Origin of the sequence: Actinokineospora sp. UTMC 2448 (assembly GCF_024760565.1) — a bacterium.
Taxonomy (GTDB): Bacteria; Actinomycetota; Actinomycetes; order Mycobacteriales; family Pseudonocardiaceae; genus Actinokineospora; species Actinokineospora fastidiosa.
In genome coordinates, this window is record NZ_CP031087.1 from 499,429 (window position 1) to 511,538 (window position 12,110).

The 12,110-nt window shown below is 73.8% G+C and carries 10 protein-coding genes; 5 read left to right on the plus strand and 5 right to left on the minus strand.

Annotated features, from left to right (window positions below):
• Positions 1-10 precede the first annotated feature (10 nt).
• Both Actkin_RS02510 and Actkin_RS02515 read right to left on the minus strand, forming a co-directional pair.
• Complete coding sequence (locus Actkin_RS02510; RefSeq protein ID WP_258905710.1) at positions 11-1,906, minus strand: MFS transporter; 1,896 nt, start codon at positions 1,904-1,906, stop codon at positions 11-13.
• A gap of 46 nt (positions 1,907-1,952) precedes the next feature.
• Entirely contained in the window at positions 1,953-2,741 is a 789-nt protein-coding gene (locus Actkin_RS02515) for a glutaminyl-peptide cyclotransferase (RefSeq protein WP_373292301.1), read from the minus strand.
• 59 nt (positions 2,742-2,800) lie between these two features.
• Here Actkin_RS02515 and Actkin_RS02520 point away from each other — a divergent pair, with 59 nt between their 5' ends.
• Positions 2,801-3,670, plus strand: a complete 870-nt coding sequence (locus Actkin_RS02520) for a DUF3027 domain-containing protein (protein WP_189209991.1) — start codon at positions 2,801-2,803, stop codon at positions 3,668-3,670.
• A complete protein-coding gene (locus Actkin_RS02525; protein WP_258905711.1) occupies positions 3,667-6,582 on the plus strand; it encodes a sacsin N-terminal ATP-binding-like domain-containing protein in 2,916 nt (971 codons plus the stop codon). Before Actkin_RS02520 ends, Actkin_RS02525 begins: the two co-directional genes overlap by 4 nt.
• Here Actkin_RS02525 and Actkin_RS02530 read toward each other — a convergent pair.
• Positions 6,570-7,604, minus strand: a complete 1,035-nt coding sequence (locus tag Actkin_RS02530) for a hypothetical protein (RefSeq protein ID WP_258905712.1) — start codon at positions 7,602-7,604, stop codon at positions 6,570-6,572. The two genes, Actkin_RS02525 and Actkin_RS02530, sit on opposite strands and share 13 nt — an antisense overlap.
• A 52-nt stretch (positions 7,605-7,656) precedes the next feature.
• Positions 7,657-7,923, minus strand: a complete 267-nt coding sequence (locus Actkin_RS02535) for a DUF2530 domain-containing protein (protein WP_258905713.1) — start codon at positions 7,921-7,923, stop codon at positions 7,657-7,659.
• 18 nt (positions 7,924-7,941) lie between these two features.
• Here Actkin_RS02535 and Actkin_RS02540 point away from each other — a divergent pair, with 18 nt between their 5' ends.
• From Actkin_RS02540 to Actkin_RS02550, 3 genes are all read left to right on the plus strand, one after another.
• The gene (locus tag Actkin_RS02540; RefSeq protein WP_258905714.1) at positions 7,942-9,399 is read left to right on the plus strand and encodes an NCS2 family permease; all 1,458 of its coding nucleotides are present in this window, start codon (positions 7,942-7,944) and stop codon (positions 9,397-9,399) included.
• A 48-nt stretch (positions 9,400-9,447) separates the two neighbouring features.
• Positions 9,448-9,879 (plus strand): MarR family winged helix-turn-helix transcriptional regulator, encoded by a 432-nt coding sequence (locus Actkin_RS02545; protein WP_229786486.1) that lies wholly within the window; start codon positions 9,448-9,450, stop codon positions 9,877-9,879.
• A 95-nt stretch (positions 9,880-9,974) separates the two neighbouring features.
• The gene (locus Actkin_RS02550) at positions 9,975-11,243 is read left to right on the plus strand and encodes an MFS transporter (RefSeq protein ID WP_189208605.1); all 1,269 of its coding nucleotides are present in this window, start codon (positions 9,975-9,977) and stop codon (positions 11,241-11,243) included.
• Between the two features lie 206 nt (positions 11,244-11,449).
• On the opposite strand, the gene Actkin_RS02555 is transcribed toward Actkin_RS02550, so the two are convergent.
• The gene (locus Actkin_RS02555) at positions 11,450-12,085 is read right to left on the minus strand and encodes a superoxide dismutase (RefSeq protein WP_189208604.1); all 636 of its coding nucleotides are present in this window, start codon (positions 12,083-12,085) and stop codon (positions 11,450-11,452) included.
• Between the last annotated feature and the right edge of the window lie 25 nt (positions 12,086-12,110).

The window sequence follows — 12,110 nt, forward strand, 5'->3', positions numbered from 1 at the left end:
GGAGCCGACCCTACGGGGCCGGATTCGGCGGACCCTCGTGCAGGGTCGCGGGCCGCCAGCCCGCCGAGCGCGGGATCGGGTGCTCGCTGGTCTGGTCCGGCCGGATCGGCCGGTCGCCGCCCAGGCCGGGGATCAGCGACTGGCCGCGCCGCGACAGCAGCGTCTGGGCGATGCCCACGGCCAGCAGCACCGACACGACCAGGAAGCCCAGCCACCAGGTCGGCGGCAGCAGCACGCCGACCGCGCCGCCGAAGACCCAGCTGAGCTGCAGCACCGTCTCCGAGCGGCCGAAGCCGGAGGCGCGCGACTCCTCGGGGAGGTCGTCCTGGATGACCGCGTCCAGGCTGTTCTTGGCCAGCGCGCTGGCGATCGCGCCGACGAGGCCGACAATCGCCGCCGTGGTGATCCCGGCGGCGAACGTCGCCACCACCGTGGACGTCAGGGCCGCGAACGCGCAGCCGATGACCACCTGTTCGGGCTTGCCCACGTGCACGCGCGCGCCGATGGCGTTGCCCACGAAGCTGCCGATGCCCGCCGCGGCCGCGATGACGCCGAGCAGCAGCACCTGCTGGAACGGCTCGGCCTCGTACTCCGCGCGCACGGCGAACGCGGCGAACATCATCAGGAAGCCGGTCAGCACCCGGATCGTGCCGTTGCCCCACAGCGAGACCACGATGTGGCGGCCCATGGGTTGTCGGCGCCCCTTGCCGGGGTGCGCCTTGATCGAGGCGGGCACCTCGCCCTCGGTGACCTCCACCCACGCCGGGATGCGCAGCGCCTGCACCGCCCCCACCGCGCTGATGACGACGGTGAACCACAGCGCGCCCGCCGAGCCGAACGGGGCCGCGAAGGCCGCCCCGATCCCGCCGAACACCGCGCCAGCGAACAGCCCGAACACCGTCAGCCGGGCGTTGGTCTTGGCGAGGGTGATCTCCTGCGGGAGCACGCGTGGCGTGACCGCGGCCTTGAGCACCGTGAACGACTTGGACAGCACCATCTTGCCCAGCGCGGCCGGATAGAGCAGCCAGGTGTCGAAGTTCAGCGCCATGATCAGGCACATCAGCGCCTGGCCAGCCGAGACCGCGGACATCGCCAGCCTGCGGCCGCGCTGGATGCGGTCCAGCGCCGGGCCGATGACCGGGGCGATCAGGGCGAACGGCGCCACCGTGATCAGCAGGTAGAGCGCGACCTTGCCCCTGCTCTCGCCGCTGGCCGCGGAGAAGAACAGCGTGTTGGCCAGCGCGACGGCCATCGCCGCGTCGCTGGCGTAGTTGAGCATCGTGGCGTAGGTGAGCGCGGTCAGGCCGGACTTCTCCGCGCCGTCGGCGCCCGCCGCCCTGCGGAACGCGCTGACCGCCTGCGTGGTCAGCTGCCTGCTGCGCAGCGCGGCGACCCGGGTGACGGTGAGCTTCTTCGGGAAGCGCGGCGCGCCGGGCACCTCGTCGGTCGGCCGCTCGGCCGGGTCGTCGGGGTGGCGCGGCGGCTCGTCGCGGTGGCGCTCGTCATACCGGGGCCGCTCGTCGTCGCGGTACGGGCCATCGCGGTATGGGTCCTCCCGATACGGGTCGTCTCGGTAGGGGTCGTCGCGGTACGGGCCCTCGTGGTGGTGCTGCTCGCGCGAGCGCGGCGGGTCCGCCCAGCCCCGGGGGGCGTCGTAGCGGTCGGCGTAGCGGTCGTCCCGCCACGGGGGGCGGGGCCGCCGCGGCGGGTAGTCGTTCGGGTAGCGGTCGCCGAAGGTCTCGAACTCCGGCTCGTCCTGGCGCTCGTACGGCCGGGTGGGACGGTTGCGCGGGGGCGGGTCGGCGGGGCGCCAGGCGGGCTGCGGCGCGTCCGTCCAGCCCTTGCGGCCCCGCTTGGGCCGCCGCGGGGGCTGATCAGGGGAGCCGGAGCGCATCACCCGTCCCATCCTGCCGTATCAGGGGTCTTGACACCGAAACCGGACGTGCTCGGGCTCAGCCCGGTCCCGGGGCGAACCGGACCCGGAACATCGACGGCCACAGCTTGCCGGTGACCAGGAACTCGTCGGTCCCCGGCACGTGCGCGATGCCGTTGAGCACGTCCGTCGCCGCGCGCTCGTCGGGGGACAGCAGGCCGGACATGTCGACCACCGCGGTCACCGCGCCCGTGCCGGGGTCGATGCGCACGATCCGGTCGGTCTGCCAGACGTTGGCGTAGACCGACCCGTCGACGCACTCCAGCTCGTTGAGCCGCAGCACGGGCTCGCCGTCGTGGTGGACGTCGACTGTGCCGACGGGCTCGAACGTCTCCGGGTCGCGGAAGGTGAGGGTGGCGCTGCCGTCGCTCATCACCAGCCGCTCGCCGTCGTGGCACAGGCCCCAGCCCTCACCCGGGTAGGTGACGCGGCGCAGCTCGGCCAGGCTCTCCCGGTCGCGCTCGATGGCCACGCCGTGCTGCCAGGTGAGCTGCCAGATCCGGTCGCCGACGACGGTGATGCCCTCGCCGAAGAGGTCGCCGGGCAGGGCGGTGCGGGCCCGCACCTGGCCGGTGGCCGGGTCGGTGGCGCGCAGCTCGGAGCGGCCCACCAGGCCGGTGCCCTCGTAGAGCACGCCGTCGACCAGCTCCAGGCCCTGGGTGAACGCGGTCGGGTCGTGCGGGATCTCGGCCACCACGTCGACGCGCAGCTCCACGACCTCGGTGGACGGCTGCTCCGCCGTGCACGCGGCGACAGGGAGGACGGCGGCGATCAGCGGGGTGCTCACGAGCAGGGACAGCGCACGCACCGGCCTAGCGTGACACGGCTGAGCGGGCGCGCGCAGGCGTGCGGCACAATCGGACGGTGATGACGCCGACGCCCGCACCCCAGGACGTGACCGACCCCGCGCTGCTCGCGGCGGTCGACCTCGCACGCGCCGCAGCGGAGGCGGAGGCGGGCGACGAGGTGGGCGCGCACGTCGCCGTCGCCCCGGAGGACGCGCACGCCGCCACCCACCTCTTCGAGGCCGACAAGCCCGGCTACGCGGGCTGGCGCTGGGCGGTGACCGTGGCCCGCGCGCCGGAGTGCGAGGTGACCGTCAGCGAGGTCGTGCTGCTGCCCGGCCCGGAGGCGCTGGTCGCGCCCCCGTGGGTGCCGTGGCAGGAGCGGGTCCGCGCGGGCGACCTCGGCGTCGGCGACCTGCTGCCGACCGCGCCCGACGATTTCCGGCTCGTGCCCGGCTACGCCGCCTCCGACGACCCGGCCGTGGAGGACCTGGCCCGCGAGGTCGGCCTGGGCCGCAAGCGGGTGATGTCCCGCGAGGGCAGGCTCGACGCCGCCGACCGGTGGATGTCCGGGGAGTTCGGGCCCGCGTCGGACATGGCCCGCAGCGCCCCCGCGCACTGCGGCACGTGCGGGTTCTACCTGCCCGTCGCGGGCTCGCTCGGCGCGGCCTTCGGCGTGTGCGGCAACGAGATCGCGCCCGCCGACGCCCGCGTGGTGCACGCCGAGTACGGCTGCGGGGCGCATTCGGAGGCCGAGGTCGAGCAGGTCTCCCCGGTCCTGGTCGCCGACCTGATCTACGACGACGCCCAGCTGGACGTCTCCGAGCCGGAGCCCGCGGACTCCCCGGAGGAGGACGAGGCCGTCTCCGAGGTGGCCGACGCGCCGCTGCCCGCCGCCGAGGCCGACGAGGACGAGTCCGAGCCGACCGTCGACGTCGAGTCGGACGAGTGAGCGCGGACCCCTTCGACACCGCCGCCTTACGCGCGTCGGTGCTGGGCGCGTGGACGTCGTCGCCCACCCGGTTCCGCGAGGACGCCAACGCCGAGGAGGACCTCTACCTCGGCGGCTACCGCGACCGGCTGCTGGTCGAGCTGGCCCAGAACGCCGCGGACGCGGCCGGGGCGGGCGGCACGCTGCGGGTCGACGTCGTCGACGGCGAGCTGCGCGCGGCCAACACCGGCAGGCCGCTGGACGCCGAGGGCGTCGCGGCCCTGTCGTCGCTGCGCGCGTCGGCCAAGCAGCGCGGGGTGGGGCAGTTCGGCATCGGGTTCGCCGCCGTCCTCGCCGTCACCGACGCCCCGCGCGTGGTGTCGACCTCCGGCGGGGTCGCCTTCTCCGCGACGCGGACCACCGAGGCCATCGCCGACCACCCGGAGCTGGCCGCCCGGGCCGCCGAGCGCGCTGGCCGCGTGCCGGTGCTGCGCATGGTGTGGCCGACCGACGAGGCAGCGCCGCCCGCCGGGTTCGCCACCGAGGTCCGGCTGCCGCTGCGCGCCGACGTCGACGGCCCCGCGCTGCTGGCCGCGTTCGCCGACGAGGCGGCCGACCTGCTGCTGGCGCTGCCCGCCCTGTCCCGCATCGAGATCGCGGGCACGGTGTGGTCGCGGACCGAGGACGGCGACCGGCTGAGCATCCACGGGCCCGGCGAGGCGCTGTCCTGGCTCGTGCACCGGGTGTCCGGCTCGCTGTCGGCCGAGGTGCTGGCCACGCTGGGCGTCGAGTCCCGCGAGCGGTCACAGTGGACGGTCACGTGGGCGCTGCGGCTGGACTCCGACGGCGCGCCGCACCCGCTGACCGAGGACGTGCTGCACGCCCCGACGCCGACCGACGAGCGGCTGTCGCTGCCGGTCCGCCTGGTCGCCACCGTGCCCATCGAGCCGAGCCGCAGGCGCGCGCGCCCCGGTCCGGCCGCCGACGAGGTGCTGGCCGCGGCCGCGGCGGCCTACCCCGGCCTGGTCGCGAAGCTCCCGGGCAAGCGGCGGACGGCGCTGGTGCCCAGGACCGGCTTCCCGCTGTCCGAACTGGACGATCGGCTGCGCGCGCTGGTGCTGGCCGCGCTGCGCCGCGCCGAGTGGCTGCCCGCCGCGGGCTCCGGCTGGCTGACCCCGGCCCGCGCCCGGGTGCTCGACACGGCCGCGCCCGGCCTGGCCGACCTGCTGTCCGAGGTCCTGCCCGACCTGGCCGACGGCGCGCTGTCCGACGCCGCGCACACCGGGGCGCTGAACGCGCTGGAGGTGACGCGGCTGCGCATGGCCGAGGTCGTGGCCGCCATCACCGGCACGACCCGCCCGCCGGAGTGGTGGCACCGGCTCTACACCGCGCTCGCGCCGATCGTGGAGACCGACTCCACAGCGCGCGAGGAGCTGGGCGGGCTGCCCGTCCCGCTGGCCGACGGCCGCACGCTGCCCGGCCCGCGCGGCGCCCTGCGCTACGACGGCGATCCCGAGTTGCTCGACCTGCTCACGCACACCGACGTCGGCGCCCTCCGGGTGATCCACCCGGTGGCCGCGCACCCGGTACTCGACCGCCTCGGCGCCCAGCACGGCACGGCCGCGGACCTGCTGGAGAACCTGCGCGACGCCGTCGAGCGCAGCATGGACGACCACGAGTCCGGGGTGGACATCGCCGCCCTCGCGCCGATCGTCCTGCGCCTGGTCCAGGAGTCCGGCGCGGTCGCGATGCCGTGGCTGGGCGCGCTGGCCCTGCCCGACTCGGTGGGGGACTGGCGGCGGGCCGACGAACTGGCCCTGCCCGGCTCGCCCCTGCTCGACGTCCTCGACCCCGACTCGCCCATCGGCGTGCTGTCCTCCGCGGTGGCCGAGCAGTGGCCGGAGTCGGTGCTCACCGCCGCGGGCGTCCTCGACGCGTTCGCCGTGGTCGTCGACGAGTCGCCGACCGGGCCGGACCACGACCTCGCCGACGAGGCCGACTGGTGGGACGCGCTGCCGGAGCCGCCGAACCGGCTCGTCGGCATCCGCGACCTCGACCTGGTCGCCCCCGACGCGTGGCCGATGGCCCTGCGCCTGCTGGCGGCGAACCCGGAGACCTGGCGCGCCTTGGTCGACCCGGACGGCTATCCGGCGTGGTGGATCGGCAGGCACGCCGTGCTCGCGGGCGCGCCGCCCACGTCATGGCGCATGCCGGACGCCGTGGAGCTGACCGGCATCTACGACCCGCTGCCCGATGTCGACGTGGACGCCAGGGTGCTGACCGCGATCGGCGTGCGCACCGAGCTGGCCGTCCACAACGGCGCGGACGCCGAGGACCTCGCCCACCGCCTGGCCGACCGCGACCGCGAGATCCCGCCGGGCATCGTCCTGCGCGCCCACACCGCGCTCGCCGAAGCCCTGCGCGACGAGGTGATCGTGCTGGAGGACCTGTCCCCGCCGGACGAGTTCCGCACGCTGGCGGGCACGCCCTCCGACGACTGCGTCGTGGTCGACGGCCCGTGGCTGCTGGCCGTCCTCCCGGACTCCGCCGTGGTCTCGGCTGGCCCGGACTTCGCCCTCGCCGAGCCCCTCGCCGACCTGCTGGACATCCCGCTGGCCACCGACGAGGTCGAGGCCGAGCCGGTCTCCGATGGGGAGTACGTCCCGTGGGCGGAGCTGGGCGCGGTCGCCGCGGCCTGCGACCTGTTGGGCGAGGAGGTCCCGCCGGGCGGGCCGATCGTCCACGACAAGCTCGTCGTCCGGACCGACACCGGCGAGCACCAGGTCCCCTGGTGGATCACCGACGACGGCGTCGCGCACTGCGAGGACACCCCGGAGGCGCTGGCCAGGACCCTGGCCTGGACGACCCGGCGCTGGCCGGAGCGGCACACGTTCACCGCGCTGATCGAGGACCCGGCGCTCTACCTGAGCTGATCCGAGCAGGTCGGGCGGGTGCGCTTGCCGTACGACCCGGCCGCCACGAGCAGCCCGGACCCGAGGCCGCCGAACGCCAGCCCGCCGAAGGCGACCATCCAGGTCGTGTCGGCCGAGGTCGGGAACGGCTCGGCGGGCGCGATGGCGGGCAGCACGCCCAGGGCGCTGAGCGCGGCGTAGGCCACGAGCAGCGGCCCGTACACCGACAGGCCGACCGCGGTCAGCCACGCGGGCAGCAGGGGCAGCAGGCGGGGGACGCGCCGCCCGGCCACCGGGAACGCCCACCGGGGGAACACCTGCCCCCACCGGAACGTCAGCCCGGCCACCAGGACGAGCGCGGCCGCCGCGGCCAGCACCGTCACGTCCACGCCGACCGAGCCGAGCGCGGCCAGCACGCCGGACTCCCCGGCGCTGCCCGCCCGCCACGCCTCGGCGGTGACCCCGAGGGCGTCCCCGCCCAGCGTCCAGACCGTCTTGACGGCCGCCCACGGCACGACGCCGCACACCAGGACGCCGACCAGCAGCCGCGTCCGCGCTGAGGCGACGGACGGCGGCGGGTAGACCAAGGGGCCGGTGTGCTCGGCCGGATGCGTTGCGCCGCATCGGGGACACCGGCCGCGCAACCGCCGCCGGTACCGCGTCGCGACACCGACGAGCAGGCACACGCCCACGGTGCTCGACAGCACCTGGGTTAGTCCGGCGCCGCTCTCGACGCCGGAGAAGGACAGCAGCGTCACGACATGCGCGGGCAGGCTGAGCATCCCGGTCGCGAAGACCGCCGCAGCGGCCGCCGCCACCGCCAGCACGGCCTTGCTGCGCACGCGGGTGGTGGCCACGGCGGCGGCCCCGGCCGCGACGGCCACCGCCGCCAGCGCCAGGTGGACCGCCGGGTGGTATGCGACGTGCGGCGACCACGGCACGACCGCCCCGGTCGTGGCCCACGTGATCTGCATGACCGCGTGGCAGGCCGCCCACGCGCCCGTCGCGGCGGGCAGCCACGCCCGCGCCCCGCCTTCCCCCATGGCCGCAGGCTATTCCGGCGGCCCTGAGAGGACCTTCAAGCTCCGGGAGGGCCTAATCCAGCTTCTGCGCGCCCCTGCGGCCCGACTTGGCGGCGCGGCGCTGCCAGGCCATGATGGCCGCGCCTACGATGCCCAGGGCCGCACCGGCCAGCGCCGTCCACCGCCACACCGGGTCGAGACCCAGCGGGAAGACGGTCATGACCAGGGCGGCCACCAGCCAGATGCCGGTGCCGACGTACACGATGGGTCCCAGCTCCAGCAGCCGAGGCGGCAGCGGGGGCGGCGGGCGCAGCGATCGGTCCGGTCGCGGTTCAGGCACAGCGGGAGGCTACGGCACATGGCCAGCGGGACGGACGAGCGGCGGTCCGGCGTCGACCGGTTCTTCAAGATCACCGAGCGCGGGTCGACGGTGGGGCGCGAGGTGCGCGGCGGCGTCGTCACGTTCGTCACGATGGCCTACATCGTGGTGCTCAACCCGCTGATCATCGGCAGCTTCGCCGCCGACGACACCGCGGCGCACCGCGACCTCTTCGGCAACATCCTGCCCGTCGACCAGGTGGCCGCGGCGACAGCGCTGGTCGCGGGCGTGATCACGATCCTGTTCGGCCTGATCGCCAACTTCCCCTTCGCGCTGGCCACCGGCCTGGGCATCAACACCCTCGTCGCCGTCACGATCGCCCCGCAGATGACCTGGCCGGAGGCGATGGGCCTGGTGGTCGTCAACGGCGTCGTCGTGCTGCTGCTGGTCGTCACCGGCGTGCGCACGGCGGTCTTCAACGCCGTCCCGGCCGCGCTCAAGTCCGCGATCGCGGTCGGGATCGGACTGTTCATCGCGCTCATCGGGCTGGTGGACGCCGGGTTCGTGCGCAGGCTCCCGGACGCGGCCAACACCACCGTGCCCGTCGGGCTGGGGATCAACGGATCGATCGCCTCCTGGCCGACGCTGGTCTTCGTCGTCGGGCTGGTGGTGACCTCGATCCTGATCGCCAAGCGGGTCAAGGGCGCGATCCTCATCGGGGTGGCGGTCGGCACCGTGCTGGCCATCGTGCTGGAGGCGATCGTCAAGGCCGGGCCGTCGGCTGGCGTGAACCCCAAGGGCTGGAACCTGGGCTACCCGGCGCTGCCCGAGCAGGTCTTCGGCATCCCCGACCTCGCCCTGCTCGGCGAGGTCTCCTTCGGCGCGTGGTGGCGGGTCCCCGCGCTGACCGCGGCGCTGCTGGTGTTCACGCTCGTGCTGACGGACTTCTTCGACACCATCGGCACGATGACCGGCCTCGGCAAGGAGGCGGGCCTGGTCGACAAGGACGGCAAGCTGCCCAACACCGGCAAGGCGCTGTTCGTCGACAGCCTCGGCGCTGTCGCTGGCGGCGCGGCGTCCACCAGCTCCAACACCGTCTACATCGAATCCGCGGCGGGCATCGCCGAGGGCGCGCGCACCGGCCTGGCCAACGTCGTCACCGGCCTGCTGTTCATCGCCGCGATGTTCCTGACCCCGCTCTACCAGGTCGTGCCGATCGAGGCGGCCGCGCCCGCGCTGGTGATCGTCGGCGCGCTGATGATGGCCCAGATCCGCGACATCGACTTCAGCGACTTCACCGTGGCGCTGCCCGCGTTCCTCACCATCGTCGTGATGCCGTTCACGTACTCGATCGCCAACGGCATCGGCGCGGGCTTCGTCAGCTACGTGGTGCTGCACGTGGTGACCGGGCGTGCGCGCCGCGTGCACCCGTTGATGTGGATCGTGTCGGCGGCGTTCATCGTCTACTTCGCCATGGGGCCGATCCAGGCCCTGTGACCCACCCGACCGTGGCGGGAAGGCTGTTAGTGAGGTATGCTAACGATCGTGTCCCCGGAGCAGTCGACCCTGACCAGCAGGCTGCGGCTCGCCGTCGTGCGGCTCAACCGCCGACTCCGGGCGCAGCGCACCACGGCCACGGTCACCCTCACCCAGATCTCGGCGCTGTCCTGCCTGCACAAGTGCGGACCGCTGACCCCGGGCGAGCTGGCGGCCAAGGAGGGCGTGCAGCCCCCGTCGATGACCAGGGTGATCGCCGCGCTGGAGGACATGGGCTACGTCTCGCGCCGTCCGCACCCCAGCGACGGCAGGCAGGCGATCGTCGCCCTCACCGAGACCGGACTGGTCTACATCAAGGGCGAGATCACCGCGCGCGAGGCGTGGCTGGACGAACGGCTGAACGAACTCGACGACGAGGAACGGGCGATCCTCGCCCGCGCCGCCGAGATCATCGACAGGATGGCAGGTAAAGCGGACTAGTGCGGACACCAGCGGGCACACAGGACAGGCTCACCCCCATCCCTACCCCCGCACCGTCTCCGCCCAGCCCGTCGCGTCCGTCTACCCGGGACGGGATGTTCTCGTCCCTGCGCGTGCGCAACTACCGCCTCTTCGCGGGCGGCGCGCTGCTGTCGAACACCGGCACGTGGATGCAGCGCATCGCGCAGGACTGGCTCGTGCTCGTCCTCACCGACAACAACCCGGTCGCCCTCGGCATCGCCGCGGCGCTGCAGTTCCTGCCCACGCTGATGCTGTCGCTGTGGGCGGGCGTGCTCGCCGACCGGATGGACAAGCGCAAGCTCCTCATCGGCCTGCAGACGGGCATGGCGCTGAGCGCGGTGGTGCTGGGCGTGCTGGACGTCACCGGCGTCGTGCAGGTCTGGCACGTCTACGTTCTCTGCTTCGTGCTGGGCGCGTTCAGCGCGGTCGAGGTGCCCGTGCGGCAGTCGTTCGTGGTGGAGATCGTCGGCCGGGGGCAGCTGACCAACGCGGTCGCGCTCAACTCCACGAACTTCAACCTCGCCCGGATCGTCGGCCCGGCCATCGCGGGCGTGCTGATCACGCTCATCGGCACCGGCTGGCTGTTCCTGGCCAACGCGGTGCTGACCGGAGCCGTGGTCGCGGGCCTGCTGCTGATGCGCGTCGGCGACCTGCACCCGTCGCCCCGGGTGGCCGCCCGGCGCGGTCAGCTGATGGAGGGCCTGCGCTACGTGCGCGGACGCGCCGACATCCTGACCGTGATGGTGCTGGTGTTCTTCGTCAGCACGTTCGGCATGACCTTCTTCGTCTCGCTGGCGATCGCCGCGGCAAACGTTTTCCACCAGGACGCCAGCGGTTACGGCCTGCTCTCGACGACCCTGGCCGTCGGCACCCTCGCAGGCGCCCTGCTGGCCGCGCGCCGCAGCTCGCGCGGCAGGCCGAGGACCCGCCTGCTGCTCGGCTCGGCCCTGCTGTTCGGCGTCCTGCAGGTCGTGCTCGGCCTGCTGCCGACCTACGGCATGTTCGCCATCGGCCTGATCCCGGTCGGCCTGGCGCTGATGACGTTCATGACCGCGGCGAACTCGACCGTGCAGCTGGCCGCCGCCCCGGAGATGCGCGGCCGGGTCATGGGCCTCTACATGCTGGTCTTCGTCGGCGGCAACCCGCTCGGCGCCCCGATGACCGGCTGGCTGGCCGACCAGTTCGGCGGCCGCTCCCCGTTCATCGTCGGCGGCGCGGTGGCCGCGCTCGCCGCGATCGCCTGCGGCCTGCTCCTGCTGCGCCGCGGCGGCGTCCGGGTGTCCCCGGCCAACTGGTCCCGGCTGCGCGTGCTGCGCCGCGAGCGCCGCGCCCGGGTGCGCTGACCCGCTTTCCAACACCTCTCCAGTGGGCCAGGTCACTGCCGCACGGGGGTTGTCAGGAGAACTGAAGTAAGGCTAACCTAAGTCTTGTCCGCTTCGTGGTGGGAGCGGCAGTCAGTTCGGGAACCGAATGGCCCCCGCTTCCCAGCGTCCGGAAGCGGGGGCCATTCATTTCACGGCGGGGCCTGTCGGAGCATCCGCCGGGTCCTCTAGGCCGCGGGGGCGGGTGGGCGCAGGCCGTTGACGCCCGCGCGGGCGGCCTCGAAGCGCGCGGTGACGTCGGCCCAGTCCACGATGTTCCAGAGCTTCTCGATGTAGTCGGTCTTCACGTTGCGGTACTGCAGGTAGTACGCGTGCTCCCAGGTGTCGAACACCAGCAGCGGCGTGGTGGCGATCGACAGGTTGGAGTGGTGGTCCTTGAGCTGCTGGGTCACCAGCCGCTCGCCCACCGGGTCCCAGGCCAGCACGCCCCAGCCCGAGCCCTGGATGGTTGCGGACACGGCGTTCAGCTGGGCGCGCAGGCCGTCGAAGGAGCCGAAGTGCTCGTCGATGGCGGCGGCGAGCTCGCCGGTCGGCTTGTCGCCGCCGTCCGGGCTGAGGTTCTTCCACCACTGCGCGTGCAGGGTGTGGCCCGCGAGGTTGAACGCCAGCGTGGTCTCCAGGCCGACGATCGCGCCGAAGTCGCCCCGGTCGCGGGCCTCGGCGATCTTCTCCAGCGTGTCGTTGGTGCCCTTGACGTACGCGGCGTGGTGCTTGCCGTGGTGCAGCTCGTTGATGTCCCCGATGATCACCGGCGCCAGCGCGCCGTAGTCGTAGTCGAGGTCGGGCAGGACGTAGGGAGCCATCTCCAGATGCCAATCAGTCGTAATT